Annotated in this window: 32 protein-coding genes and 1 tRNA gene; 4 read left to right on the forward strand and 29 right to left on the reverse strand. The window is 47.8% G+C overall.

Features of this window, described 5'->3' with window-relative positions; translation table 11 throughout:
- Positions 1–59: 59 nt before the first annotated feature.
- The 15 genes from rpsQ to EGC76_RS05640 form a co-directional block, all read right to left on the reverse strand.
- The gene (rpsQ, locus tag EGC76_RS05570; protein WP_128352015.1) at positions 60–323 is read right to left on the reverse strand and encodes a 30S ribosomal protein S17; all 264 of its coding nucleotides are present in this window, start codon (positions 321–323) and stop codon (positions 60–62) included.
- The gene (gene rpmC, locus EGC76_RS05575; RefSeq protein WP_128352016.1) at positions 323–514 is read right to left on the reverse strand and encodes a 50S ribosomal protein L29; all 192 of its coding nucleotides are present in this window, start codon (positions 512–514) and stop codon (positions 323–325) included. The genes rpsQ and rpmC overlap by 1 nt, the downstream gene beginning before the upstream one ends.
- Entirely contained in the window at positions 514–927 is a 414-nt protein-coding gene (gene rplP / locus EGC76_RS05580) for a 50S ribosomal protein L16 (RefSeq protein WP_092854205.1), read from the reverse strand. The genes rpmC and rplP overlap by 1 nt, the downstream gene beginning before the upstream one ends.
- An 11-nt stretch (positions 928–938) precedes the next feature.
- Positions 939–1,628: a 30S ribosomal protein S3 gene (gene rpsC, locus EGC76_RS05585; protein ID WP_128352017.1), complete on the reverse strand. Its 690-nt coding sequence runs from the start codon at positions 1,626–1,628 to the stop codon at positions 939–941.
- An 11-nt stretch (positions 1,629–1,639) separates the two neighbouring features.
- Positions 1,640–1,972, reverse strand: a complete 333-nt coding sequence (gene rplV, locus EGC76_RS05590) for a 50S ribosomal protein L22 (RefSeq protein ID WP_128352018.1) — start codon at positions 1,970–1,972, stop codon at positions 1,640–1,642.
- Between the two features lie 12 nt (positions 1,973–1,984).
- The gene (rpsS, locus tag EGC76_RS05595) at positions 1,985–2,263 is read right to left on the reverse strand and encodes a 30S ribosomal protein S19 (RefSeq protein ID WP_026860408.1); all 279 of its coding nucleotides are present in this window, start codon (positions 2,261–2,263) and stop codon (positions 1,985–1,987) included.
- A gap of 16 nt (positions 2,264–2,279) precedes the next feature.
- The gene (rplB, locus tag EGC76_RS05600) at positions 2,280–3,104 is read right to left on the reverse strand and encodes a 50S ribosomal protein L2 (protein WP_128352019.1); all 825 of its coding nucleotides are present in this window, start codon (positions 3,102–3,104) and stop codon (positions 2,280–2,282) included.
- A gap of 14 nt (positions 3,105–3,118) precedes the next feature.
- Positions 3,119–3,421 (reverse strand): 50S ribosomal protein L23, encoded by a 303-nt coding sequence (gene rplW / locus EGC76_RS05605; RefSeq protein WP_055438604.1) that lies wholly within the window; start codon positions 3,419–3,421, stop codon positions 3,119–3,121.
- Positions 3,418–4,023 (reverse strand): 50S ribosomal protein L4, encoded by a 606-nt coding sequence (rplD, locus tag EGC76_RS05610; protein WP_128352020.1) that lies wholly within the window; start codon positions 4,021–4,023, stop codon positions 3,418–3,420. Before rplD ends, rplW begins: the two co-directional genes overlap by 4 nt.
- Before the next feature lie 18 nt (positions 4,024–4,041).
- On the reverse strand, positions 4,042–4,686 hold the full coding sequence (gene rplC, locus EGC76_RS05615) for a 50S ribosomal protein L3 (protein WP_128352021.1): 645 nt from the start codon (positions 4,684–4,686) through the stop codon (positions 4,042–4,044).
- A 38-nt stretch (positions 4,687–4,724) separates the two neighbouring features.
- Positions 4,725–5,036 carry a 30S ribosomal protein S10 gene (gene rpsJ / locus EGC76_RS05620; RefSeq protein WP_008488677.1) on the reverse strand — a complete coding sequence of 104 codons (312 nt, stop codon included), beginning with the start codon at positions 5,034–5,036 and terminating at the stop codon, positions 4,725–4,727.
- A gap of 387 nt (positions 5,037–5,423) precedes the next feature.
- Entirely contained in the window at positions 5,424–6,623 is a 1,200-nt protein-coding gene (locus tag EGC76_RS05625; protein WP_128352022.1) for a dipeptidase, read from the reverse strand.
- Between the two features lie 184 nt (positions 6,624–6,807).
- Entirely contained in the window at positions 6,808–7,080 is a 273-nt protein-coding gene (locus EGC76_RS05630) for a hypothetical protein (RefSeq protein WP_128352023.1), read from the reverse strand.
- Positions 7,081–7,258: 178 nt separating this feature from the next.
- Positions 7,259–8,287, reverse strand: a complete 1,029-nt coding sequence (gene dusA, locus EGC76_RS05635) for a tRNA dihydrouridine(20/20a) synthase DusA (RefSeq protein ID WP_128352024.1) — start codon at positions 8,285–8,287, stop codon at positions 7,259–7,261.
- 67 nt (positions 8,288–8,354) lie between these two features.
- A complete protein-coding gene (locus EGC76_RS05640) occupies positions 8,355–9,896 on the reverse strand; it encodes an amidase (RefSeq protein WP_128352025.1) in 1,542 nt (513 codons plus the stop codon).
- A 69-nt stretch (positions 9,897–9,965) separates the two neighbouring features.
- Between EGC76_RS05640 and zur the strand changes: the two genes are divergently transcribed.
- On the forward strand, positions 9,966–10,406 hold the full coding sequence (gene zur, locus EGC76_RS05645; RefSeq protein WP_128352026.1) for a zinc uptake transcriptional repressor Zur: 441 nt from the start codon (positions 9,966–9,968) through the stop codon (positions 10,404–10,406).
- Between the two features lie 14 nt (positions 10,407–10,420).
- Here zur and dnaB read toward each other — a convergent pair whose 3' ends face one another.
- From dnaB to EGC76_RS05705, 12 genes are all read right to left on the reverse strand, one after another.
- Positions 10,421–11,833, reverse strand: a complete 1,413-nt coding sequence (gene dnaB, locus EGC76_RS05650) for a replicative DNA helicase (RefSeq protein WP_128352027.1) — start codon at positions 11,831–11,833, stop codon at positions 10,421–10,423.
- Between the two features lie 126 nt (positions 11,834–11,959).
- Complete coding sequence (locus EGC76_RS05655) at positions 11,960–12,910, reverse strand: DUF4097 family beta strand repeat-containing protein (RefSeq protein WP_128352028.1); 951 nt, start codon at positions 12,908–12,910, stop codon at positions 11,960–11,962.
- Positions 12,911–12,922: 12 nt separating this feature from the next.
- Complete coding sequence (locus tag EGC76_RS05660; protein ID WP_128352029.1) at positions 12,923–13,453, reverse strand: hypothetical protein; 531 nt, start codon at positions 13,451–13,453, stop codon at positions 12,923–12,925.
- Complete coding sequence (locus EGC76_RS05665) at positions 13,440–14,009, reverse strand: RNA polymerase sigma factor (RefSeq protein WP_246013910.1); 570 nt, start codon at positions 14,007–14,009, stop codon at positions 13,440–13,442. Before EGC76_RS05665 ends, EGC76_RS05660 begins: the two co-directional genes overlap by 14 nt.
- A 157-nt stretch (positions 14,010–14,166) precedes the next feature.
- On the reverse strand, positions 14,167–14,619 hold the full coding sequence (gene rplI / locus EGC76_RS05670; RefSeq protein WP_128352031.1) for a 50S ribosomal protein L9: 453 nt from the start codon (positions 14,617–14,619) through the stop codon (positions 14,167–14,169).
- Between the two features lie 42 nt (positions 14,620–14,661).
- Entirely contained in the window at positions 14,662–14,889 is a 228-nt protein-coding gene (rpsR, locus tag EGC76_RS05675; protein WP_006956988.1) for a 30S ribosomal protein S18, read from the reverse strand.
- Between the two features lie 10 nt (positions 14,890–14,899).
- A complete protein-coding gene (gene priB / locus EGC76_RS05680; RefSeq protein ID WP_246013911.1) occupies positions 14,900–15,202 on the reverse strand; it encodes a primosomal replication protein N in 303 nt (100 codons plus the stop codon).
- A gap of 32 nt (positions 15,203–15,234) precedes the next feature.
- Positions 15,235–15,609, reverse strand: a complete 375-nt coding sequence (rpsF, locus tag EGC76_RS05685) for a 30S ribosomal protein S6 (RefSeq protein ID WP_128352033.1) — start codon at positions 15,607–15,609, stop codon at positions 15,235–15,237.
- Positions 15,610–15,739: 130 nt separating this feature from the next.
- On the reverse strand, positions 15,740–16,195 hold the full coding sequence (locus EGC76_RS05690; protein WP_128352034.1) for a hypothetical protein: 456 nt from the start codon (positions 16,193–16,195) through the stop codon (positions 15,740–15,742).
- The gene (gene rlmB, locus EGC76_RS05695; protein WP_128352035.1) at positions 16,185–16,931 is read right to left on the reverse strand and encodes a 23S rRNA (guanosine(2251)-2'-O)-methyltransferase RlmB; all 747 of its coding nucleotides are present in this window, start codon (positions 16,929–16,931) and stop codon (positions 16,185–16,187) included. The genes EGC76_RS05690 and rlmB overlap by 11 nt, the downstream gene beginning before the upstream one ends.
- A gap of 25 nt (positions 16,932–16,956) precedes the next feature.
- Positions 16,957–19,311, reverse strand: a complete 2,355-nt coding sequence (gene rnr, locus EGC76_RS05700; protein ID WP_128352036.1) for a ribonuclease R — start codon at positions 19,309–19,311, stop codon at positions 16,957–16,959.
- A gap of 107 nt (positions 19,312–19,418) precedes the next feature.
- A tRNA-Leu gene (locus EGC76_RS05705) sits at positions 19,419–19,505 on the reverse strand.
- 190 nt (positions 19,506–19,695) lie between these two features.
- Here EGC76_RS05705 and EGC76_RS05710 point away from each other — a divergent pair.
- Positions 19,696–20,235, forward strand: coding sequence for an RDD family protein (locus EGC76_RS05710; protein ID WP_128352037.1), 540 nt, complete (start codon positions 19,696–19,698; stop codon positions 20,233–20,235).
- 29 nt (positions 20,236–20,264) lie between these two features.
- Here the strand turns inward: EGC76_RS05710 and lptG are convergent, their stop codons facing one another.
- Complete coding sequence (gene lptG, locus EGC76_RS05715; RefSeq protein WP_128352038.1) at positions 20,265–21,335, reverse strand: LPS export ABC transporter permease LptG; 1,071 nt, start codon at positions 21,333–21,335, stop codon at positions 20,265–20,267.
- Positions 21,335–22,441 (reverse strand): LPS export ABC transporter permease LptF, encoded by a 1,107-nt coding sequence (lptF, locus tag EGC76_RS05720; RefSeq protein ID WP_128352039.1) that lies wholly within the window; start codon positions 22,439–22,441, stop codon positions 21,335–21,337. The genes lptG and lptF overlap by 1 nt, the downstream gene beginning before the upstream one ends.
- A 123-nt stretch (positions 22,442–22,564) precedes the next feature.
- Here lptF and pepA point away from each other — a divergent pair, with 123 nt between their 5' ends.
- Together pepA and EGC76_RS05730 are read left to right on the forward strand one after the other, a co-directional pair.
- Positions 22,565–24,070 carry a leucyl aminopeptidase gene (gene pepA, locus EGC76_RS05725; RefSeq protein WP_128352104.1) on the forward strand — a complete coding sequence of 502 codons (1,506 nt, stop codon included), beginning with the start codon at positions 22,565–22,567 and terminating at the stop codon, positions 24,068–24,070.
- Between the two features lie 12 nt (positions 24,071–24,082).
- Complete coding sequence (locus EGC76_RS05730; RefSeq protein ID WP_128352040.1) at positions 24,083–24,538, forward strand: DNA polymerase III subunit chi; 456 nt, start codon at positions 24,083–24,085, stop codon at positions 24,536–24,538.
- Positions 24,539–24,551 lie beyond the last annotated feature (13 nt).

A 24,551-nucleotide genomic window follows, 5' to 3' on the forward strand; every position in this document is an offset into this window, starting at 1 on the left:
GCAAAAAAAAACGGCCTCCCGAAGGAAGCCGTTTATATTACACGTTTATTGGTAATCGATTAGATTACTAATGCGCGCTCTACAATTTCAACAAGTGCCCAAGTCTTAGTCTTGGATACTGGACGCGTTTCGCGAACAATCACGGTATCGCCAGTTTTACACTCATTGTTTTCGTCGTGTGCGTGCAATTTCGTGGTACGGGTAATGTACTTACCATATACCGGGTGTTTAACACGGCGAGTTACCGCAACAGTAATGGACTTGTCCATCTTATCGCTGGTTACACGACCTTGCAGAGTACGAACACGTTTTTCTTCAGCCATTACGCACCTGCCTTCTCAGTCAGAATAGTCTTCACACGTGCAATATCACGACGCACTTGCTTCAACATGTGGGTTTGATTCAGCTGACCAGTTGCTGCTTGCATGCGCAGATTGAACTGCTCACGACGCAAACCCAGCAATTCTTCTTGCAGCTGCTCAACGGTTTTTTCTTTCAGTTCGCTAGCTTTCATTACATCACCGTCCGAGTTACAAAGGTGGTTTTGAATGGCAGCTTACGTGCCGCAAGGTCAAACGCTTCACGCGCCAACTCTTCCGAAACACCGTCCATTTCATACAGGACACGACCTGGCTGAATTTGAGCTACCCAGTATTCCACGCTACCTTTACCTTTACCCATACGCACTTCAAGAGGCTTTTGAGTAATTGGCTTATCAGGGAACACGCGGATCCAGATCTTACCTTGACGTTTCACGTGACGCGTCATGGCACGACGAGCCGCTTCGATTTGGCGAGCTGTCATACGACCACGCTCAACCGATTTTAAACCGAAAGTACCGAAGCTGACTTTGTTACCTGCTTGCGCCAGGCCGCGGTTACGGCCCTTGTGTACCTTACGGAATTTAGTACGCTTTGGTTGTAACATATCGTATCTCCTTACTTACGGCCTTTAGGGCGTTTTGCTGGAGCTGCTGGTTTTTCCTCAGCAACAGGCATACCGCCAAGAACTTCGCCTTTGAAGATCCATACTTTGATACCAATGATACCGTAAGTGGTGTTAGCTTCAGCGGTTGAATAATCGATGTCTGCACGCAATGTGTGCAATGGAACTCGACCTTCGCGGTACCATTCGGTACGTGCGATTTCCGCGCCGCCTAAACGGCCGCTAACTTCTACTTTGATACCTTTGGCGCCAAGACGCATTGCGTTCTGAACCGCGCGCTTCATAGCACGACGGAACATTACACGGCGCACTAGCTGGCCAGCGATATTTTCAGCAACCAGTTGTGAGTCAAGCTCAGGCTTGCGCACTTCTGAGATGTTGATTTGCGCAGGAACACCAGTCAGTTTTGAAACTGCTTGACGCAATTTCTCAACGTCTTCGCCTTTCTTACCAATCACAACGCCTGGACGGGCTGTGTGGATAGTCACGCGGATGCTCTTGGCAGGACGCTCGATGACGATACGAGAAACTGACGCGCTGGCCAATTTTTCGTTCAACATCTTACGAACCAAATGATCACTGTGCAGGTTATCAGCAAAATCTTTCGTATTCGCGAACCAGGTTGAATTCCATGGTTTGGTGATACCTAGGCGAATACCATTAGGATGTACTTTCTGACCCATAATTTTATCTCCTAGCTATCTGATACAACCACAGTAATGTGGCTGGTACGCTTTAAGATACGATCAGCACGACCTTTCGCACGAGGCTTGATGCGTTTCATGGTTGGACCTTCGTCTACCATGATTTTAGCAACTTTTAACTCGTCGATGTCGGCACCTTCGTTGTGTTCAGCATTCGCAATCGCTGACTCCAACACCTTTTTCAGCAGCAATGCTGCATCTTTAGGGCTGTAGTTCAAAACGTCCAGCGCTTTCGCTACTGGTAAACCGCGAATCTGATCCGCTACCAAACGCCCTTTTTGCGCAGAAAGCTTGGCAAACTTGTGAATAGCAATAGCTTCCATCTCATGTCTCCCTTAGCGTTTCTTCGCTTTCTTATCAGCGGCGTGGCCACGATAAGTGCGTGTTGGTGCGAATTCGCCAAGCTTGTGACCAATCATTTCGTCAGAAACGAAAACTGGTACGTGCTGGCGACCGTTATGAACAGCGATTGTTAGGCCGATCATATCAGGGATAATCATTGAACGACGGGACCAAGTTTTAATTGGCTTTTTGTCCCCGGCTTCCAACGCTTTCTCCACCTTGTTAAGTAGGTGAAGGTCTATAAATGGACCTTTTTTAAGAGAACGTGGCATGTTAGATCCTCAACTCTTATTTGTTGCGACGACGTACGATGAACTTATCTGTACGCTTGTTCTTACGGGTCTTATAACCCTTAGTCGGAGTACCCCATGGGGTAACCGGATGACGACCACCTGAAGTACGACCTTCACCACCACCGTGTGGGTGATCAACTGGGTTCATTGCCACACCGCGAACGGTAGGACGAACACCACGCCAGCGCGTTGCACCAGCTTTACCCAATTGACGCAGCATGTGTTCTGCGTTGCCTACTTCGCCGATGGTTGCACGGCAGTCCGACTGAATTCGGCGCATTTCGCCAGAACGCAGACGTACAGTAACGTACGCGCCGTCACGAGCTAGAAGCTGTACTGACGCACCAGCTGAACGAGCCAGCTGAGCACCTTTACCAGGCTTCATTTCGATAGCGTGTATTACTGAACCCACTGGAATGTTACGCAGTGGCAGTGTGTTACCGCTTTTGATCGGTGCATCTGAACCAGAAGCTACTTTATCACCAGCCTTCATGCCTTTTGGAGCAAGAATGTAGCGACGTTCGCCATCTGCATACAGAATCAAAGCGATGTTCGCTGAACGGTTTGGATCATATTCCAAACGCTCAACTTTCGCTGGGATACCGTCTTTATCGCGTTTAAAGTCGACCATACGGTAGTGATGCTTGTGACCACCGCCAATATGACGAACTGTAATGCGACCATTGTTATTACGACCACCTTTTTTGTTGTTTTTATCCAACAATGGGGCGTAAGGCTTACCTTTGTACAGGTCTTCGTTAACCACTTTAACGACGTGGCGACGACCTGGAGACGTAGGCTTACACTTAACTAATGCCATGTGAATTCCTCCTGTTACTCAGCGCCGCCGACGAAGTCGATGTCCGCACCTTCTTTCAGTGTGACATACGCTTTTTTCCAGTCGCTGCGCTTACCGAAGCGAGCGCCGGTACGTTTGGTTTTGCCTTTTACGTTCACAGTGCGAACGCCTTCAACTTCAACTTCAAACAACTTTTCTACCGCTGCTTTGATTTGAGGTTTAGTTGCGTCTTTCGCTACTTTGAACACGACAGTGTTAGCTGTTTCTGCAGTCGTAGTAGACTTTTCAGAAACGTGAGGAGCAAGAATTACAGTCAGCAAACGTTCTTCGCGCATCATGATAATACCTCCTCGATTTGCTTCACTGCGTCAGCAGTCATCAAAACTTTTTCAAAAGCAATCAGGCTTACTGGGTCAAGACCTTGAACATCGCGAACATCAACTTTATGCAAGTTGCGTGCGGCTAAGAACAAATTCTCTTCCACTTCTTTAGTCACGATAAGAACGTCGTTCAAATCCATTGACTTCAGCTGAGCTGCTAATGCTTTAGTTTTTGGTGAATCAACACCAAATTTCTCTACCACGATTAAACGATCTTGACGAACAAGTTCAGACAAGATGCTTTTCATTGCACCGCGGTACATTTTCTTATTTACTTTTTGGTCGTGGCTGCGTGGTTTCGCTGCAAACGTCGTACCACCAGAGCGCCAAATTGGGCTGCGGATAGTACCTGCGCGAGCACGGCCAGTACCCTTCTGACGCCATGGCTTTTTGCCACCGCCAGATACTTCAGAACGCGTCTTTTGTGCCTTGGTGCCCTGACGAGCGCCTGCAGCATAAGCAACGACTACCTGATGAATCAGAGCTTCGTTGAACTCACGTCCAAAGGTAGCTTCGGAAACTTCAAGAGCGCCTTTTGCGTCTTTTAATGTTAATTCCATCACCATTCTCCTCAGACGTTACGCCTTTGCCTTGACTGCTGGCTTAACGATTACATCGCCGCCAATAGCACCAGGGACAGCACCACGAATCAGCAACAAGCCACGCTCTGCGTCTACGCGTACTACGTCAAGCGTTTGTACGGTAATTTGCTTGTTACCCATCTGACCTGCCATCTTTTTGCCCTTGAATACCCGACCCGGAGACTGGTTCTGACCGATAGAACCCGGCGCACGATGCGACAACGAGTTACCATGGGTAGCGTCTTGAGTACGGAAATTCCAGCGCTTAACAGCACCTTGGAAACCTTTACCTTTAGAGGTACCGGTAACGTCTACTTTTTTGGTGTCCGCAAAAATTTCTACAGTGATTTCTGAACCCACTGCATAATCATCACCTTCACCGTTCTCTAGGCGGAATTCCCAGAGACCGCGACCTGCTTCGACACCCGCTTTCGCGAAGTGACCAGCAAGTGGTTTAGTAACGCGGTTTGCTTTTTTTGTACCTGCAGTCACTTGAAGCGCGCGGTAACCGTCAGTTTCCTCAGTTTTCACCTGAGTCACACGGTTTGCTGTCACTTCGATCACAGTAACAGGTACAGAAGCGCCGTCTTCTTGGAAGACGCGAGTCATTCCTACTTTACGACCGACTAGACCAATAGCCATTGTTAAAACCTCTCGTGTGTAATCCTATTACTGTCCGCTTAACCCAGGCTGATCTGAACATCAACGCCCGCCGCAAGATCCAAACGCATTAGCGCGTCTACAGTCTTGTCAGTTGGGTCCATGATGTCGATCAAACGCTTGTGGGTACGGATTTCGTACTGGTCACGCGCATCTTTGTTCACGTGTGGTGAAATCAACACAGTGAAACGTTCTTTGCGCGTTGGCAGTGGGATTGGGCCACGTACCTGAGCACCAGTGCGTTTTGCAGTCTCAACGATTTCTGCAGTCGACTGGTCAATCAGACGATGATCGAACGCTTTCAAGCGAATCCGAATTCTTTGATTAGCCATAAAAATCAAAGCCTCAATTAATAAAGAGCATTTAAAAAAGAGCACAGAAAAAAACCGACACCCTGGCAGCATACCGGGCGTGGCATTTTCAACGAAAAATCCATTCAATCCCCTATCGGGACTGCTGTGGCAACCAACTACCAGTGTTGAAATCCTTAATGGGGATCAACACTGTGGCCGCGAATTATACGCTTTTAAAGGGAAAAAGCAACATCGATGTTCGTGATTCGTTATTCGTGTTTCGTGCGCTTCGCTGTTCGTCCGCTTCGCTCTTCGGTAGTTTGTGTTTCGAATAGTGCGAAGCACGCACGAACAGTGAGCGAAGCGAACATACGAATAACGAATAACGAATAACCAATAACCAATAACGCTCTTATTTTTTAGTTCTTAGTGTTTCGCTGCGTAGTCTTCGGCTTCGCGCCATACACGAACAAAGTTTTTATATAAGATTTTCTCGATGTCAGCTTCGCTGTAACCACGGTCCAGCAGGCCTTGCACCAGATTTGGGTAGGTTGTTACATCTTTTAAGCCAACCGGTAATGAGTCGCCTACGCCGTCGTAGTCAGAACCAATACCGATATAATCGATACCCACTAAGTTTTTCACGTGGTCAATGTGGTCAAGAACTTCTTCAAGTGTGGCATATGGGAACGGGTTTTTCGCGCGAACTTCTGCAATACGCTTTTCAGCCTCATCAGAACCTTCACCAAACTGTTCATTAATAGCCGCAATTTGCTTGCGTACAATGTCACCGTAACGATTCGCCTGTTGCGTCACAAACGATGAACCGAAGTTGATCATAATAACACCGCCATTTTTGGCGAGGCCCTTGATCATCTCGTCACTCATGTTGCGTTCAAATCCAGGAGTGTAGGTGCGCAGCGATGAGTGCGATGCAATAACCGGCACTTCTGATATTTCCACGGCCTGCCAAAACGCTTCGTCCGATACGTGTGAAATATCAACCATCACACCAACTTTATTCATTTCTTTGACCAGCTCTTTACCGAATGGGCTCAAGCCATTCCATTGACGTCGAATATCATAAGATGAATCTGAGATATGGTTCGACTGGCTATGCGCCAATGTAATATAACGAATACCACGATTGTAGAATTCGTATAAATTATTCATGTCGCCTTCAATCGGTGAACCATTTTCCATGCCAAGTGCGATAGAAATTACACCGCGTTCTTGTTGTTGCATTGCTTGGTCAACGCTATAAGCCATCGCAAATTTGTGCGGCGCGCGCCAGGCAAGTGCTTCCATACTATCTATAAGCTGATGCGCCAATTGATAGCTAGCACCTTTGGTTTGTTCTAATTGAGCAGGAATATAAATCGACATGAATGGGACGTTCAATCCGCCCTGTTTTGCACGTGGGTAATCAAAATCACCACGCGCTGTCGCGCGCGTTACGTCTTCCCAGTCTTTATTCAGACGATATGGCACATCGATATGGGTATCAATGATCAGGTTTTTTTGTGCAATTTCATGCGCACGCTCACTCGCGGTGTACTGCTGAGCTGCGGCTGCAGTTGTCAGGCTTAGGGCGCCGACCAACCCCAAAACAAGCGGCTTATTCACGCTGCAACTTCCTCTTTATAATAGTTAAAAGTGAAGTTCAGCCTACCACATGTTTACTACGCATTCACTTGGATTTGTCGACGCTCACCGCAGTGGAAACGATAACGACCGCACCTGCAACCACTGTACCCAATACAGGGGCGGCCATCATCACAACCAACAAGCTAGATTGCATCCACATCGGTTATTCCTCGTTGCCAGCTAGGTAATCAGCTGCGGCTTCTGCCACGGTTGAGGCAACACGGCTTGGATTTAATGCAAATTTGAATTCAGCAAAGTATTGCACCAGCTCTAATTGATTTTCTGCTTTAACTTGGCTGCGAGTTACTTCAACTTCCTGCTGAATGCTACGTTGCAAAGAAGACTCAAGCACGTCGCGCGGTTGTGATTCGTTAGCAAAGGCAGAACCTGCAAATACGCTAGATAATAAAATGACTGTTGCGATAGTGGTTTTCATGGGTTATCTCCTGTAAATAAAGTGACTATTTATTTAGTCGACAGGAATAATGCAAAGGTTGTGCCAACTTCTAAATTTTATTATGGATCTAGGATTAACCACATATTTTCAGTGCGTTAGAAATGAAAAAGCCGTACATGTGTACGGCTCTTTGGTATGGTGGGGAACACAAGGAATGTTAACTAACATCAGCCTCGTTAGCGAAATCGGCTACTTTTTCGGCAAAATGTAAACGTGCTTGAATAACTTCACCATATGCAGCCTCTATGACGCTACGCGCATCCACTGCTGTTGGCCCTTGCTGGCTTAATACTTGACGCCACTTTTTGGCACCAGGCCCGCCTTGAAAAAGCCCAATCATATGGCGCAGTACGTGCCAAGGACGCCCCCCAGTTAATACATGGGCATCGGTGTAGCTAATCATTTCTTCTAAAACATGTTCGATGTTCAATTCATGTTGTTCACCGAACAAACCGTCAAATTGGGTTAGTAGCAATGGGTTTTGATAAGCTTCTCGCCCGATCATGACACCATCTACGTACTCCAAATGATGCTTAATTTCGTCGACTGTCTTAATACCACCATTAATTGAAATGTGTAGCTCCGGGTACCGTTGCTTCATACGATACACGCGATCATAACGCAGCGGCGGAATATCTCGGTTTTGTTTCGGGCTTAACCCTTTCAACCAAGCATTGCGCGCGTGCAAGGTAAAATGCTCGCAGCCGGCATCAATCACCGGCTCAAGGAATGCTTGCAGATATTCGTCGCTATCGTGTTCGTCTATTCCTAATCGCGTTTTCACTGACACCACAGTGTTAGGCGACGCGGCCTTCATAGCTTTCACACAAGCAGCGACCGTTTCAGGTTGCGCCATTAGGCAAGCACCAAAGCTGCCATTCTGAACACGATCCGAAGGGCAGCCAACATTAATGTTCACTTCTCGGTAGCCACGATCTGCGGCCCGCACGGTGCAATCGGCCATTGCTGCAGGATCACTGCCACCAAGCTGCAACACCACGGGTTGCTCCGCAGCGTTGAATTGCAAGAAGTCCATCTTGCCGTGAATAATCGCGCCGGTAGTGACCATTTCAGTGTAAAGCACTGATTTATGAGTTAATAACCGATGAAAATACCGACAGTGACGGTCCGTCCAATCGAGCATGGGCGCAATCGATATCAATTTGTCAGCGTAGTTTATAGTCATCGGTTCTCAATTTAACGTTAGTTCATCAGTTCAAATATAAAACGGCGCGCGATTCTACCACTCTTGCTTAGTAAGGGCTAGCCAACACCGGTGCACGACGCGCTTGCGTTCTTACTTCATAACCGTATGCGGCTTCAATCAAGGTTGCTTCGCTATTTGCGGTGCCAAAAAAGCTCAATCCTACTGGCATGTGGTGCACAAAGCCCATCGGCACTGTGATGTGTGGGTAGCCAGCAACCGCAGCAGCACTGCTCGCAGAACCCGTGAAATGATCGCCGTTAATAAAGTCGATTTTCCATGCTGGGGAAACTGTAGGGGCAATCAGTACATCAAGGTCGTTCGCTGACAGCACGGCATCGATGCCCTCCTCCCGCGCTTTACGACGCGCATCCGTAAGCGCTTTTTCATAGCCTTCACGATCGCTTTGGCGCGCCAGCGCCATTTCAAACAGTTCCTGACCGAACCACTTCATGGTGACACTCGATGCCGCCTTGTTCGCAGCAATCAAATCTTCAAGAGTGCTGAACTCAGGGTGTGGACTTTGGGCAAAGTAAGTGCGCAGCCCTTCGCCAAATTCATACAGCAATACCGAGTACTCATCGCCCCCCCAATTGCGTCCATTCGGGAACTCCAAGTCGTCAACGATAATTGCACCTGCGGCCTTCAATACGTCCAGTTGTGCATTGAACACTTGGTCCAGCTGAGTGTTGTATCCCGCTAAATCGCGCATTACACCAATGCGCTTACCTGCAAGGCCGTCACGACGTAAGCTTTGCTTATAATCAATGTCTGAGGCAAAGCTCGCTGAATCGCTCTCATCGACGCCGCGCATCGCCATCAACAGGTGCACCGCATCTGCAACACTGCGAGCAATTGGTCCAGCGGTATCTTGGCTGTGTGAAATAGGAATAATGCCGTCACGACTCAGCAAACCCACCGTTGGCTTAATCGTAACCACACCGCTAATCGCTGATGGGCAAACCAAGCTACCATCGGTTTCGGTACCTACTGCCACGGTTACAAAGTTAGCGCTTACTGCAACAGCAGATCCTGAACTTGAACCACAGGCTGTGCGTGTCGTGTCATAAGGGTTCTTTACTAAACCACCCAAGCTACTCCAGCCCGAAGAAGAATTGGTTGAACGAAAATTTGCCCATTCGCTTAGGTTGGCTTTACCAAGAATAATCGCGCCAGCATCGCGCAACTGCTGCACAATAAAAGCATCATCAGGCGGCATATGATCGCGCAGTAGATAGGAACCTGCAGTATTCGCTAGCCCATCAGCTGTATCAATGTTGTCTTTCAGCAATACGGGTATCCCGTGCATTGGCCCACGGTATTTACCTGCTTGGCGTTCGGCGTCAAGCTTTGCAGCAACGTCCAGTAATTTTTCGCGTTGTTGTAGTGAGATAACCGCGCGTAGATTGGCACCGTCAGTATTGTGTTTCTCAATCTGGGTTAAATAACGCTCAACCAGTGCAACACTGGTTAATTCGCCCCGTTTAAATTGTTGCTGTAACGCGTCAATTGAAGCGCCGTCTGCGGCAATTGCCACAATACTGAACACATACAGACAAACCAACAATCCCAGTTTTTTTATAATTTTCATTGTTGTTTCCTTTAATAAGCCAATAGATGGAGCTTTGCGCCTTATGATTCCGATGGTAAACTGCGCTGTATGAACACACAAGAAACCCAACGCCTGATTAATAAGGCTGAAAAACTTTGCGAACAACGCGGTGCACGCTTAACGCCAGCGCGTCGCGAAGTGTTTGAAATATTAGCCGGTCAAGCCGGAGCTATCGGTGCTTATGATTTGTTGGACAAGCTGAAAGCTGCTGTTCCGAACGCGAAGCCACCGACAATTTATCGTGCTTTGGACTTTTTGCAAGAGCAGGGTTTCGTCCACAAAATCACATCGTCCAATAGTTACGTACTATGCACCCATTTTGACCACCAACATCCCGTACAAATGCTGATTTGTGAGCAATGCGGCTCGGTGCAAGAAATTCAATCGGACGGCGTCTATGACGCGTTGCGTAAGCAAGCGGAAGGTCAAGGCTTTAAAGTGGCTTCACAATCCATCGAAGCACATGGCCTTTGTAAAGCCTGTATGTAGAAAAAGAACGGGCCTTAATAACCAGGCCCGTCAGGCATATCCATCTTGGCAAGATTATCAAATCGCGAGTAATGCCCCTGGAATTTGAGTTTTACACTACCAATTGGGCCGTTACGCTGCTTTCCAATAATAACCTCAGCAACGCCACGCTCTTCGCTTTCCGGGTGATAAACTTCGTCGCGATAGATAAACATAATGACGTCGGCATCCTGCTCGATTGATCCTGATTCCCGCAAATCTGAGTTCACTGGTCGCTTATTCGTACGTTGCTCCAAGCTTCGGTTCAACTGTGATAGTGCCACCACCGGTACTTCGAGTTCCTTCGCCAAGGATTTCAATGAGCGAGAAATTTCGGCAATTTCTAAGGTACGGTTCTCGGATATTCCCGGTACCGTCATCAACTGCAAGTAATCGACCATAATCATCGAGAGGCCACCACTTTCACGGTATACCCGTCGGGCACGTGAACGAACTTCTGTTGGGGTAAGGCCTGAGGAATCGTCGATAAAGATATTGCTTTTATCTTTTAAAATATTAATGGTTGACGCAATACGAGACCACTCGTCTTCTTCCAAGCGGCCGGTTCGAATTCGCGTCTGATCAACATGGCTGAGTGACGCCAGCATACGCATCATGATTTGTTCAGATGGCATCTCTAAACTAAAAACCAGCACCGGTTTATCGGCACGCATGGCTATGTTTTCACACAAGTTCATTGCGAAGGTGGTTTTACCCATTGATGGGCGCGCTGCAACAATAATTAAATCTGAAGGCTGCAAACCAGCGGTCATCTGATCGAGATCATAGAACCCTGTTGATGCGCCCGTTATACCGTTGTGATTTTTATTGCGGCTTAAGAAGTCGATGCGGTCGATAGTTTTTTGCAGTATCGGCGAAATGGGCTGAGGCCCTTCGTTTTCATTGGTACGCTTTTCAGCGATTTGAAACACCTTACTTTCTGCCAAATCCAGGAGTTCGCTGGAGGTACGGTTTTGGGTATCAAAACCTGACTCCGCAATTTCATTGGCGACGGCAATCATTTCTCGTAATACAGCGCGCTCACGAACAATCTGCGCATAGGCGCGAATATTGGCTGCACTGGGTGTGTTCTTGGCAATTTCGCCAAGGTATGCAAAACCGCCAACATCTTGCAATTCAGCCGATGTTTCGAGAACTTCAGATACAGTGACTAAGTCAATCGGTTGGTTACGTTCGGACAGATGATGCATGGCGCGGTAAATTAACCGATGGCCACGGTGATAGAAATCATCGGAAATTAACTCGCCAGCGATGGTGTCCCAAGCTTGGTTATCAAGCATGAGCCCGCCGAGCACTGACTGTTCAGCTTCAATTGAGTGCGGGGGTGTTTTTATCGCATCAAGCTTCGCATCTTTCCGTGTTTGCTTATCGTTGCGCTTCTCTGCCATGGATATCTCAGTAACCTTAATTAGATTGTCATGCGAGACTATACAAAATGATGCAGAACGAAGGAAGCGAATCAGCTTTTATTTTTTGCTGACTCGCTTACTGATTACAGGTATTTATTAATCATATCAGTTAGATAGCGTGACATTGCCACTCACGGTGCCAAACCGCATTGAACCACTCCGCTCACCCAGCTCAAGCTCCAGCTGTTCACCAATTCCAAATGGCGACTTCTGTGGTTTTGCATTACTGAGCTTATTGTGAATTGAACCGCCGGCACTTGTCTCAATGGTAATATCGGCATTGATGCTACCATTAAACTTCGCATCAACATCCCCACTCACACTCTCGACATTAATTCGTGCTTCCGGGCCGGCTGTTAGCTTCATGGTTACGTCGCCACTAACACTATTCACCTGCAAGGATTCAACCGTTTGCAATGCTAATTCCACATCACCAGATACTGACTCTGCGCGCACCACAGCAGCATTCGTGCTAACTCTAACGTCACCGCTTACACTGGCATAAGTCGCCCGTCGGCTATCACTATCGCTATCGCTAACGTCACCACTGACGCTGCTTAACGCAATTTCACCGGCTAAGTTTCGTGCACTAATATCACCACTAACCGACTCAAGCTTCACACCACCGGTTAATGCATTCGCTTTAATGTCGCCACTGACGGTTTTCAACATGCTTTGCGCAGTAAATTGTGATGCCGAAAAATCGACGGACACCCCTTTCGCCTCAACACGAGCAGATGAAGGCAGCGAAATAGTGAGTTCATTGCCATCATTATCGTTGTAACGTCCACGCTTAGGCATTTCCACTTTAATCGTTAAAGTATCGCCATTAAGTTCGAATATAAAACGCTCGGCATGTTCATCCAGCTTGCCTTTTACATGAGCAACGTTCTGATTCGTGCCCTTAATCATGACATCGCCACGCATCGTTTCGACAACCACGCGCGCGTTACTCGGAATCGTCATTTCCTCGTCGACAGTTTTTCGTTCGGCGTGAACATTTGCTGATAGCGTCAGTACAACGCCACTCATAACCCAGAACATTAATCGTTTCATTTCTAACTCCTATTACGCCCGTTGCATGGTGCGCGGTTGTTGATACATCGTGCGCAATAGATCCAACTCCTGTTGATGAATCCATTGCAAAAATTGCCATAATTCTGCGTTGTCCGGCTCTAACCGTAACTGCGCCGTAATTTTGGTTGCAGCGTCACGCAATTGCTGCAATTCGTTCTCTAGTTCGTTTACAGACTGCTGATATCCGGCATTATTAAAGCTTGTTAACAACACTTGGCGTTGCTGCTGGTGTTGTTCCGTTAGCATGGTTAACAAGTCGATACCCTGATGGTTGGGGATGGGGGTATTGTTCTGGTGCATAGCACTCAACATTACGCCAGTCATAACCAGCACGGTTGCTGCGGTTGCAGATAGCCAACCCAACCAACGGTTGCGCCCTATCGGCACCTTAACTTGTGAACGGCTAATACTCGCCTCAATACCGCGCCACAAATCTTTATTGGGGGTAATCTCTGCATGCTTGTCTGCAACGTCAGAAATTAGCTCATCGAGCTTAGATGATGAACTCTTAGATACTGTCATGGCTCAACCACTCCTCCAACAACGTACGTGCCCTATGCACTTGTGCTTTACTGGTACCAACTGCAATGCCTAACTCACTTGCCACATCTTCATGCCGCATCCCTTCAATACAGTGCAAAACAAAGGCCCAGCGCGTTTGCGGTGGCAGCCTTTGGATTAGCCGATCTAACTCCGCTAAATCTGCGCTGTCTTCATGCGTTAGCCCTTGCTCAATCTCATGCTGATCGTCACCGACAAACTGTAAATGATTCGATCTGCGAGATTGCTGTCTCAGCTCGGATATCGCAACCCGAGTTGCGACGGTGTGCAGCCAAGTACTAAATTTGCTGTCACCACGAAAATTAGCCAAATACTTCCAAACCTGAATAAAAACTTCCTGAGTTAAATCGTTTGCGGTATCCAAATTCCCAGCCAAGCGCATCACCAGTCCATACACCCGCCGATGATGCCGATCATAGAGCTGTCTAAATGCAATCAAATCGCCCTCAGCAGCGCGCTTTACCAGCGCCTTATCGGGATCATCGAAATGTGTATGTGTTACCACCTGAGCTGTCACAGTAGTTCCTTTTAGTCGGTCAGATGCATTCATTAATACCTTCAGTCATAAGGTTAGTCGCCCACCTTTACCCAAAGGTTTATATCGCTTCAAAAAAAAACAAAAAAAAAGCTGCCCAAATGGACAGCTTTTCTATTTTTTTGCTTTGACTGATTGTTTAGTCAGCAGCAACAACTTGCAATTTAACAGTAGCAAATACGTCTGAGTGCAAGTGCAACTCGATGTCGTATTCGCCAACTTCACGCAAGGTGCCGTTTGGCATCAATACTTCGGCTTTAACCACTTCAGCGCCAGCTGCAGTTACTGCATCAGCGATGTCGCGAGTACCGATTGAACCAAACAATTTACCTTCGTCACCAGCTTTAGAGCTGATTACAACAGGCTCAAGTGCATTGATTTTCTCTGCACGTGCTTGCGCAGCGGCTAACTCTTCAGCAAGTTTTGCTTCAAGTTCAGCACGACGGCCTTCAAATACTTTAATGTTCGCTTCGGTAGCAGGAACTGCTTTACCTTGTGGGAACAAAAAGTTACGTGCATAACCAGACTTAACTGAAACTTGGTCACCCAAGCTACCTAAGTTGGCAATTTTGTCTAATAGAATGATTTCCATTGTACGCTACCTCTGAGTCTCTGAGATCGTTCGCGATGCGGCTTACTGATGTGAATCAGTATAAGGCAGCAACGATAAGTAACGTGCACGTTTGATTGCACGCGCCAACTGACGCTGGTACTTCGCAGAAGTTCCAGTGATGCGGCTAGGAACGATTTTGCCACTCTCAGTAATATAGTTTTTCAGAGTAGCGATATCTTTATAATCAATTTCTTTAACGCCTTCAGCCTTAAAGCGGCAGAATTTACGGCGACGGAAAAAACGAGCCATGATGGTCTCCTCAAATCTTCACAAGTTGCTGGGCATGTAGTACCAATTTGCCAATCCCGTTTCTATCCTCAATGCGATTCAAAAAACCGGTGACCTGTACTGCATTTCCAACGTTTAATTCTTTTGCCCATTGTGGCGCTAAATCGCCACTCATAACCACGGTAATGCGAACATAACTGCGGCGAGGGAGTCCGGCTTCGATTTGTTCCGACTGATGTTCCAGTACAAATCTCAAATGGCTAATGCCAGCCGGGCTGTGCGTTAACTGTGGCGGTTTAATAATTTCGCCGCTCAGTTGATAGTTATTTTGCACAGGCTCCACAATGGTAGACTCAACGGTTTGGCTTACGCCGCTTCGTTGTCGTCTTGCTCTTCGTTACGGCTATCAGATTTACGCGGTTCTTCTTTCTTGCTCATATGAGAAGCTTCAGTTTCAGCTTCTTTTTTGCGCATGATCATGTTGCGTAATACTGCGTCGTTGTAGCGGAAAGCTGTTTCCAGCTCATCAACAACTTCTGATGTCGCTTCGATGTTCATCAACACATAGTGTGCTTTGTGCAACTTGTTGATTGGGTATGCCAACTGACGACGGCCCCAGTCTTCTAGACGATGAATGGTACCGTTACCCTGTTTGATGGTCTCGCTGTAACGCTCGATCATACCAGGGACTTGCTCGCTCTGGTCTGGATGGACCATGAATACGATTTCATAATGACGCATTTCTGCTCCTTATGGTTCATAGCTACTAACTGGCTCAGTCGCACCCTCAGCAGCAAGGAACGCTTTTTAATTGAAATTTAATACTTCAGACTGATTTAAGCCGCGGGAGTGTAGCCGATATTGCGCACAATCACAAGTCTGATTGCGCGTTGTGGCCATTTTCAACAAGTTGAATGAGTATTTTCACAAATTGCTCTGGCAACGCTGCATAACTATCAGTTGGCCCTTGCACTTTGAACCGCTGCACCGATTGGCTCAGCTCGCTGGAAGATGGTGCCTCTAAGTTCCCGGCTAACACTAATAACTGCGCTGAATTAACCGTCACGGTTAACTCCCAAGCGCGAGGTTCAGGCTGATCGACCAGGCGCCATTCATGGCGCTGCTCAATCCGCTGTTGCACATCAAAGGCAACATCTTCAAGGTGCTGCACATTCACATCGCCTTGAATTTCATAACTGACATACAGAAAAGGTTTATTCGAGCGTTGCTCTGGTGTTAAATCACCCATAGGCAGCCAAGCCAAAGCCAACATGACCACCACCAACGCCGCTATAAACAGCGGCAACCAACTGCGTTTAAACGCCATGGCGTTGTCTCACCACTTCGTACAAACACACACCAGTCGCAACCGAAACGTTCAAGCTACTCACAGTACCGAGCAATGGAATCTTGATGAGCTCATCACAAGTTTCTCGGGTGAGGCGACGCATGCCATCACCTTCTGCACCCATAACAATTGCTACGGGCCCGGTGTAATCAACTTCGTACAAGGTTTTACTCGCTTCGCCAGCTGTACCCACAACCCATACCTGCTTGTCTTGCAACTGACGCAGAGTACGAGCCAGGTTGGTCACTTGCACAAATGGGATTGCCTCAACCGCTCCGCTTGCAACTTTACGTACGGTTGGATTAATCGATGCAGATTTGTCTTTAGGTACTATTACTGCGGTAACGCCAGCTGCATCGGCTGTGCGCATACATGCACCAAGGTTATGCGGGTCGGTAACGCCATCTAACACCAAAAATAAAGCTTTGTTGCCAAACTTATCAATTAACCCATCAAGGTCGTTTTCATTCAGCTGTGGCGCTTCCAATGCAGTAATTGCTATCCCTTGGTGATTGCCACCTTCGGCCTTTTTATCCAACGTTGCCTTGGGCACAAATTGCACCCGAATACCTAGGCGTTGGGTTAAACTCACTAATTCTTGTAGTGATTTATCTTGCCGCTCGCGGGTGGCGAAAACTTCAACCAAGCGTTCAGGATGCTGTTCTAACAATGAACGCACTGAGTGCATTCCAAAAATTGTAACTTTTTTACTCATTTTTTAACGGCTCACGATACATAATTTATGAATTGTTTTTTGCTTTTGGTTTTCGGCCTTTTCGCGCAGCCTCTTTGGCTTTTCGCTTGGATTTGATCCGAGCTTTCGTCACATTTTTCTTGTGCTTCTTGCTCGGTTCTTTTACCGGTTTCTCTTTATCTCGTTTGCTCGCCGGCATCCGGTCTTTTCCTGTTGGGCTTTCTGCCGAAAGCAACTCTAAGTCAATTTTCCGCTCATCAAGGTTAACCGACTTCACACGGATACGTACTTTATCGCCCAAGCGATAAACACGTCGACTATTCTCGCCGATAAGTAACTGACGCGCGCCGTCAAACTGATAGTAATCGTTATCCAGATTGCTGATGTGAACCAGACCATCAATTTGCATGTTGTCAATGCGAACAAATAAACCAAAATTGGTTACTGCCGCAATAACGCCGGTGAACTCAGAGCCGACATGGTCGCGCATATATTCGCATTTGAGCCATTCATCCACTTGCCGCGTCGCATCATCGGCACGCCGCTCAGTCATCGAGCAATGCGCACCCAACTCATCGAGTTGCTCGTCTGGATACATCCATGCACCTTCAAGTGCCGGTGAAGGCCCCTGTTGCTTTTTCAACAATGCTTTAATCGCACGATGCAAAACCAAATCTGGATAACGCCGAATTGGTGAGGTGAAATGCGCGTATTCATCAAGCGCTAAACCAAAATGCCCAGCATTGTCCGGGCTGTATACCGCTTGTTGCATGGAACGCAGCAACATGGTTTGAATCAATTCAGCGTCAGGCCGCTCCGCCACTTGCTTCAGAACTTCTGAATAGTCGTGCGGGCTTGGATCATCGCCACCGGTCATGGTAATACCAAGTTCACCTAAGAAGCTTCGGAATGCGCTAAGGCGCTCGGCTGCCGGTGGCTCGTGGATACGAAATAGAGCACCAGCCTGTTCGTGTGCTTCAATTAAACGTGCGGTCGAAACGTTCGCCATAATCATACATTCTTCAATGATGGTATGGGCCACGTTGCGGCGTACCGGTTCAATGGATTCAATTTTTCGCTGAGCATTAAATATAAAACGCGTTTCCAGCGTTTCAAACTCTATTGCAGCACGTTGTTGACGCGCCTTTTTGAGTATTTTGAACAAGCCGTGCAGATGCTCAATATTCCCCATGACATGATCGTAATCTTTGCGTAACTTCGGGTCGCCCTCCAAAATAGCGGCAACCTTGGTATACGTCAGCCTCGCATGAGACTTCATGACAGCAGGGTAAAACTTCGAGTGCGTAAGCTTGCCCTTAGCACTGATATCCATCTCAGCAACCATACACAACCTATCGACATCCGGATTCAACGAACACAGACCATTCGACAGCTTCTCTGGCAACATCGGTACCACGAAGTTTGGAAAATAGACGGAATTACCGCGTTCCAGCGCATCTTTATCCAGCGCTGTATTGGGGCGCACATAATAACTTACGTCAGCAATGGCGACCCATAGGCGCCAACCATCACCTTGCGGCTGGGCGCAAACTGCATCATCAAAGTCTCGAGAATCGTCACCATCGATGGTGATTAGCGGTAACTCGCGAAGATCGGTGCGCCCTTCGTAGGCTTCCGGTGGCACGGTTTCCCCAAAACGCGCAAGTTCTTTCTCTACAGCTGGCGACCATTGGTTCGGAATATCATGCTCACGAATAGCAATTTCGATTTCCATACCAGGAGCCATATGCTCACCGAGCACCTTGGTCACTGTACCGATAGGGCTGCTGCGTCGCGACGGTCGTTTGGTTACTTCGACAACCACAATTTGTCCATGGCGCGCGCCGGCAGACTGCTCTTCTGGAATGAGAATATCCTGGCATATTCGGCTATCATCTGGCACCACTGTTGCAATGTTATGCTCAACAAAATAGCGCCCGACAATATCACCTTGGCGTGGCTCAATCACACGCACTACACGGCCTTCAATACGGCCTTTACTGTCGGTGCCCTGTTGCTGAACCAGTACTTTATCGCCATGCAGTACGTTATACATTTGGTGATGCGGGATAAACAGGTCACTGCCACCTTCATCAGGGCGGCAAAAACCAAAGCCATCACGGTGACCGATAATGCGGCCTTTAATTAAGCTCATCCGTTCTGGTAGCCCATAGGCGTTGGCTTTGGTATAGATAAGTTGGCCATCACGCTCCATTGCGCGCAATCGACGTTTCATACCGATGTGCTGACGCTCATCAGTAAGATTAAATTTTTCAACTAGTTCTTCGAAGCTGATCGGCTTTAAGCGTGCTTCAACAGCGTCAAGCAATTGCTCGCGCGACGGGATCTCGACTTCGTATTCAGGTGCGTCTGCAGCTGAGTTGTTGTCTTTTTGGGTCATAATTCCTCGATAATGGGTCAACGCCATGTTGCATTGACAAGAATACCCTAAGCATAACAGACAAAAACAATATTGGTTAAATCAAACACGGGGGATATTCAAAGAAGTGGTGCCTAGGGTCGGACTCGAACCGACACGTTGTTTCCAACGGCGGATTTTGAATCCGCTGCGTCTACCAATTTCGCCACCCAGGCACTGGGGACTTTGCGCTAGCTTGGCTAGCTGAAGTATGGTGCGCATTATACTGAACAGTTGAAGTCGATCAAGATATTTTCGTGAACAATTCACCATTCGACTATTTCCTAACCAACCAACTGCAAAAATTTATGCTCCACACACATTTTTAGTTAAGATACCGCCAGTTAATTTTAATTTGAGATAATCATGACTGAACCAACTGCACTCGACGATACGCCACCACGCTCAACCGCGCAGATTCACGCAAGCTTCCCCAGCGCCAGCTTTCTTCGCCGCTTAGCTGCCATGGTTTACGATTTATTGGTTGCTGTTGCCATTTTAATGTTGGCCACAGGCCTTGCTCTTATCCTACCCGCGGTGCTGAACCACATGGATGTGATACAACTTTCGGAAGATTTCAGTGCAGCTGATTGGCTCAACCAAACGCCGTTGTTTGGTATTTATCTATTGAGTATTTTGGCGGCATTCTTCTGCTGGTTTTGGTGGCGCAGCGGGCAAACCGTCGGCATGCGAGCATGGCGTTTAAAAGTTCAGCAGCGCGACGGTTCACGACTTACCAAAAAACAAGCCGTGATACGTGTGCTTACGTGTGCCTTTGGGCTGGGTAACTTGTGGGTGCTCGTCGATTTTAAAAACCGGCGTGCATGGCATGATTATGCAGCAAATACCGAGTTGGTGACCTTATCAAAAGAAGCTAACCAACTGTATTATTGGAAAGAGCTGTAACAACCATCTACGTATTTAACACGGCGCCGTTAACTGCCCCGGCGCCCCATCATCCAGAGTGCCCAGCCAGCAAACAGCAAGCTAGGCAACAGCGCGCCAAACACTGGCGGCAATTGATAAACTTGTGCCATCGGGCCAAATATTTCATTACTGACATGGAAGCCGAAGCCGGTAATCACACCAAGCAATATACGAGCGCCCATAGTCGTTGAGCGTAACGGCCCGAAAATAAATGACAGCGCAACCAACAGCATCACCGCCACAGTCACTGGGGCGAGCAATTTGCGCCATAAAGCCAGTTCATAACGTTCTGCAGCTTGCTTATTTGTCTTCAAGTATTCCAAATAATCAACCAACCCGCGAATTGACAAAGATTCAGGTTTAACTGTCACAACCCCCAACTTGTCAGGGGTTAATGATGATTCCCACATAAATGAATCTTGCGTGTTCTGGATAATACGATCGATGGTGTACTCGGTCTGAGTAACCTTCGACAGGCGCCATTTGCCTGCCGTAAACGATGCTGATTCACCCTGCGTTATCGACTCAAGTTCATTTTGATCATCAAAGTTGTAAATCGTTACGTCACGTAAACGACCGGTATTTTCAACTTCACCAATATTCACAAAGCTCAGCCCATCGCGGGCCCAAATACCTTGTTGGGCAGATATTAAGCTGCCTCCCGAAATAGCGCGGGCACGAAGTTCACGCCCATGCGATTCTAATTCCGGCGCAACCCATTCGCCCATAGCCATAACAGCTAGCATCATGATAACCGCCGCTTTCATAACCGACGCAACGATATTTAAACGCGAACGGCCAGCGGCCAACATCACCACCAGCTCTGAATTACTAGCTAGCATGCCCATGCCAATCAAGCCGCCGAGTAATGCCGCCATCGGAAAGAAAACCTCAATGTCGCGAGGTAAGCTGTACAGTACGAAAAGTCCCGCATCCGCAACCGAATATGTCCCCTTGCCGACCGACTTTAGTTGTTCGACAAAACGGATCAGACTCGAGAGCCCACTTAAAACCGCCAAGCTCAATAGCGAGGTGACCAATACAGAGCGCGCGATGTAGCGATCAAGAATGGAAAACATCAGTTTGACCTCTTCAGTTTAGCCATTATTCTCAACCCCCACGGGCGCCCCTTTCCAATTAATAGAATGCCACATACCAATAGTAAAACGTGTATCCACCATAGGCCTATGGTGGGGTTAATCGCCCCGTCAGCAACGGCTGAGCGCGCGGCCATTAGAATTAAGAAATATCCTAAATAAATGAGCAAAGCAGGCGCCATTCGCCCAAATTTACCTTGCCGCGGATTCACCCGGCTTAACGGTACGGCAATAAGGGTAAGTAATGGCATCGCCAGCGGGATTGCGATACGCCATTGCAACTCAGCCTGCGCTTCAGGGTTGGTCTCGTTCATCAACTCGAGCGTGCTGTAGGCTTCAAGTTTACGAATGTACTCAGAGCCTTCTTGTTCTTTAATCTGCAATTGATAGTCATCAAATTGCATGATTTGAAATTCACCTTCAACAAAGCTTTGGGCATAACGCATGCCATTGGAAAGTACTAAGGTTTGCGCCCCAGTTTCAGCAGCGATAACGCTACCTCGGTCGGCCATGACTACGCTGCCGCCAATAACTTTGTTATCTTCGTCACGTAGCGACTGGGCCACAAATACTTCATCAAGATCGCCGTTATCGTTCAAGCCTTGCACATAAATAACAGCTTTTTGGTTACTCGCTTGCTGGAAACGTCCAGGCATGATCACACTCAACCCAGTTTCGCTGCGTGCTTTTTCCTCAACCACGCGTTCTTGTTCAAGCGACCATGGCACCAAATACAAAGTTAGCGCAGCAGTGCCCACGGCAAGAACCAAAGACAATACCAACGTAACGCGGGTTACATACCACTCACTGACACCGCAGGCATGCAATACCGTCATTTCGTTATCCGCATATATACGACCATGAGCCAGCAAAATACCGAGGAATAGACTCAAAGGGAGAATAAGTGCAGCTAATGCAGGAAGATTTAACCCAAGTAACTGAATTACAATGTTACTAGGTATTTCGCCCGCAGAAGCGTCCGCTAGAACCCGAACGAACTTCTGGCTCACGAAAATGGTCATGAGCACCGTTAATACGGCGATCTGAGACTTAAATGTTTCACGTATTAAATAGCGAAATATACGCACTGAGACCCACTCTTAACATTGCTTTTTACTGGAAATGCTGCGAATTTTAAGTAAACTTGTCGTTTTCACAAGAATTATTCTATGACAGCTATCTACTGTCAACCGCAGCAAACGGGAGCACATATGGAGTTCAGCGTAAAAAGCGGCAGTCCTGAGAAACAAAGATCTGCCTGTGTCGTGGTCGGTGTATACGAACCACGTCGCCTATCCGGTGTAGCAGAACAACTTGATAAAGTTAGCGGCGGATACCTAAGTAACCTACTGCGCCGCGGTGACCTTGAAGGTAAATCCGGGCAAATGCTGCTGCTACACAACGTTCCTAATATTTTTAGCGAGCGTGTTCTTCTCGTTGGTTGCGGCAAAGAACGCGAACTCGATGAACGTCAGTATAAACAAATTATTGAAAAAACCATCCATACTTTAAACGAAACCGGTTCAATGGAAGCGGTTTGCTTTCTGAGTGAACTGCACGTTAAGGGTCGTGACACCTATTGGAAGGTGCGTCAAGCCGTTGAAGCAGCTCAAAGTGGCCTCTACACCTTTAACCAGTTAAAGACCCGCAAAGAAGAACCACGACGCCCGTTAAGAAAATTAGTGTTTAACGTGCCAACGCGCCGCGAGTTACCGCTTAGCGAAAAAGCTATCGCGCATGGTTTGGCGATAGCGAAAGGAATGTCACTGTGTCGTGACGTCGCGAATATGCCACCGAATATTTGCACCCCGCGCTATTTAGCTGAACGCTCAGAAGAGCTCGCAAGTAATTACGAGAAGCTGTCTTTCACTGCGGTTACCGAACAGGAAATGGCTGAATTAGGTATGAATGCCTATTTGGCTGTAGGCCGCGGGTCTGAAAATGAGTCGGTATTAAGCTTACTGCATTATCAAGGAGCCAGCAGCGAACAGGCTCCTATTGTGATCGTTGGCAAAGGGTTAACCTTCGACGCTGGTGGCATCTCAATCAAGCCAGCCGCCAATATGGATGAAATGAAATATGATATGGGCGGTGCAGCAGCGGTTTTGGGTGCAATGCAATCCATTGCTGAGCTGCAGCTTCCTATTAACGTTATCGGCGCCATCGCAGGCTGTGAAAATATGCCTGATGGTCGCGCCTATCGTCCGGGTGACGTGTTAACCACTATGAGTGGTCAAACCGTTGAGGTGCTGAACACAGACGCCGAAGGTCGTTTAGTTTTATGCGACACGTTAAGCTATGTTGAGCGCTTTGAGCCCGAAGCGGTCGTTGATATCGCAACCTTGACAGGTGCTTGTATTATAGCTCTGGGTCATCATGCAAGCGGCCTGATGAGCACTCATAACCCACTTGCTCATGAATTGCTATCAGCATCTGAACAAAGTGGTGACAGAGCTTGGCGCCTGCCATTATGGGACGAGTATCAAGACGCGCTGGATAGCCCCTTTGCTGATATGGCGAACTTGGGTGGACGCGATGCAGGTACAATTACTGCAGCCTGCTTCTTGTCGCGATTCACCAAAAAATATCATTGGGCACACCTAGATATAGCTGGAACTGCGTGGCGTAGTGGCGCTAAAAAAGGCGCTACAGGACGCCCCGTACCGCTATTAACGCAGTTTATTATAAATCGCACCGCATCTGGTGATCAGGACTAATTCGGGCAGCTCATGGCACAAGGTATTTTCTACGTACTCGATGGCTTAGACGACCAGCAACAGCTGCAGTTTTTTTGCGAACGTATCGCGAGTGCTTGGCGCGAATACCGCAGTGTGCGAGTCTGGTGTGCTGACCAAGCTGCCGCCGAGCAACTGGATGAAGCGCTCTGGCAGGCTCCTGGAGATGCGTTTGTGCCACACAACTTAGTTGGTGAAGGCCCAGCTCAAGGAGCGCCTGTAGAGCTCTGCTGGCCCCAGGCCAATGTGCCGAAGCGCCGCACTGCTGCAGTAGTGAACTTAATGTCCGAAATACCCGATTGGCAAGGTGCTCGAATGATTATTGAACGCGTACCAAGCGACGAAAGTGCGCGGCAACAAGCGCGTGAACGCTACAAAACCTATCGTGGTCAGCATGTAGAACTGCAAACTATCAAAGCATCTGAACAGATGAATTCATCAACCAAATAGAACGAAGTGAAGG

This window comes from Pseudidiomarina gelatinasegens (assembly GCF_004025325.1).
GTDB classification, from domain to species: domain Bacteria; phylum Pseudomonadota; class Gammaproteobacteria; order Enterobacterales; family Alteromonadaceae; genus Pseudidiomarina; species Pseudidiomarina gelatinasegens.

What these genes read in the sequence shown, in the direction of transcription:
- rpsQ (WP_128352015.1), bottom strand. Translation starts at nt 323, where the DNA reads ATGGCTGAAGAAAAACGTGTTCGTACTCTGCAAGGTCGTGTAACCAGC.
- rpmC (WP_128352016.1), bottom strand. Translation starts at nt 514, where the DNA reads ATGAAAGCTAGCGAACTGAAAGAAAAAACCGTTGAGCAGCTGCAAGAA.
- rplP (WP_092854205.1), bottom strand. Translation starts at nt 927, where the DNA reads ATGTTACAACCAAAGCGTACTAAATTCCGTAAGGTACACAAGGGCCGT.
- rpsC (WP_128352017.1), bottom strand. Translation starts at nt 1,628, where the DNA reads ATGGGTCAGAAAGTACATCCTAATGGTATTCGCCTAGGTATCACCAAA.
- rplV (WP_128352018.1), bottom strand. Translation starts at nt 1,972, where the DNA reads ATGGAAGCTATTGCTATTCACAAGTTTGCCAAGCTTTCTGCGCAAAAA.
- rpsS (WP_026860408.1), bottom strand. Translation starts at nt 2,263, where the DNA reads ATGCCACGTTCTCTTAAAAAAGGTCCATTTATAGACCTTCACCTACTT.
- rplB (WP_128352019.1), bottom strand. Translation starts at nt 3,104, where the DNA reads ATGGCATTAGTTAAGTGTAAGCCTACGTCTCCAGGTCGTCGCCACGTC.
- rplW (WP_055438604.1), bottom strand. Translation starts at nt 3,421, where the DNA reads ATGATGCGCGAAGAACGTTTGCTGACTGTAATTCTTGCTCCTCACGTT.
- rplD (WP_128352020.1), bottom strand. Translation starts at nt 4,023, where the DNA reads ATGGAATTAACATTAAAAGACGCAAAAGGCGCTCTTGAAGTTTCCGAA.
- rplC (WP_128352021.1), bottom strand. Translation starts at nt 4,686, where the DNA reads ATGGCTATTGGTCTAGTCGGTCGTAAAGTAGGAATGACTCGCGTCTTC.
- rpsJ (WP_008488677.1), bottom strand. Translation starts at nt 5,036, where the DNA reads ATGGCTAATCAAAGAATTCGGATTCGCTTGAAAGCGTTCGATCATCGT.
- EGC76_RS05630 (WP_128352023.1), bottom strand. Translation starts at nt 7,080, where the DNA reads ATGAAAACCACTATCGCAACAGTCATTTTATTATCTAGCGTATTTGCA.
- dusA (WP_128352024.1), bottom strand. Translation starts at nt 8,287, where the DNA reads ATGACTATAAACTACGCTGACAAATTGATATCGATTGCGCCCATGCTC.
- EGC76_RS05640 (WP_128352025.1), bottom strand. Translation starts at nt 9,896, where the DNA reads ATGAAAATTATAAAAAAACTGGGATTGTTGGTTTGTCTGTATGTGTTC.
- zur (WP_128352026.1), top strand. Translation starts at nt 9,966, where the DNA reads ATGAACACACAAGAAACCCAACGCCTGATTAATAAGGCTGAAAAACTT.
- dnaB (WP_128352027.1), bottom strand. Translation starts at nt 11,833, where the DNA reads ATGGCAGAGAAGCGCAACGATAAGCAAACACGGAAAGATGCGAAGCTT.
- EGC76_RS05655 (WP_128352028.1), bottom strand. Translation starts at nt 12,910, where the DNA reads ATGAAACGATTAATGTTCTGGGTTATGAGTGGCGTTGTACTGACGCTA.
- EGC76_RS05660 (WP_128352029.1), bottom strand. Translation starts at nt 13,453, where the DNA reads ATGACAGTATCTAAGAGTTCATCATCTAAGCTCGATGAGCTAATTTCT.
- rplI (WP_128352031.1), bottom strand. Translation starts at nt 14,619, where the DNA reads ATGGAAATCATTCTATTAGACAAAATTGCCAACTTAGGTAGCTTGGGT.
- rpsR (WP_006956988.1), bottom strand. Translation starts at nt 14,889, where the DNA reads ATGGCTCGTTTTTTCCGTCGCCGTAAATTCTGCCGCTTTAAGGCTGAA.
- rpsF (WP_128352033.1), bottom strand. Translation starts at nt 15,609, where the DNA reads ATGCGTCATTATGAAATCGTATTCATGGTCCATCCAGACCAGAGCGAG.
- EGC76_RS05690 (WP_128352034.1), bottom strand. Translation starts at nt 16,195, where the DNA reads ATGGCGTTTAAACGCAGTTGGTTGCCGCTGTTTATAGCGGCGTTGGTG.
- rlmB (WP_128352035.1), bottom strand. Translation starts at nt 16,931, where the DNA reads ATGAGTAAAAAAGTTACAATTTTTGGAATGCACTCAGTGCGTTCATTG.
- rnr (WP_128352036.1), bottom strand. Translation starts at nt 19,311, where the DNA reads ATGACCCAAAAAGACAACAACTCAGCTGCAGACGCACCTGAATACGAA.
- EGC76_RS05710 (WP_128352037.1), top strand. Translation starts at nt 19,696, where the DNA reads ATGACTGAACCAACTGCACTCGACGATACGCCACCACGCTCAACCGCG.
- lptG (WP_128352038.1), bottom strand. Translation starts at nt 21,335, where the DNA reads ATGTTTTCCATTCTTGATCGCTACATCGCGCGCTCTGTATTGGTCACC.
- pepA (WP_128352104.1), top strand. Translation starts at nt 22,565, where the DNA reads ATGGAGTTCAGCGTAAAAAGCGGCAGTCCTGAGAAACAAAGATCTGCC.
- EGC76_RS05730 (WP_128352040.1), top strand. Translation starts at nt 24,083, where the DNA reads ATGGCACAAGGTATTTTCTACGTACTCGATGGCTTAGACGACCAGCAA.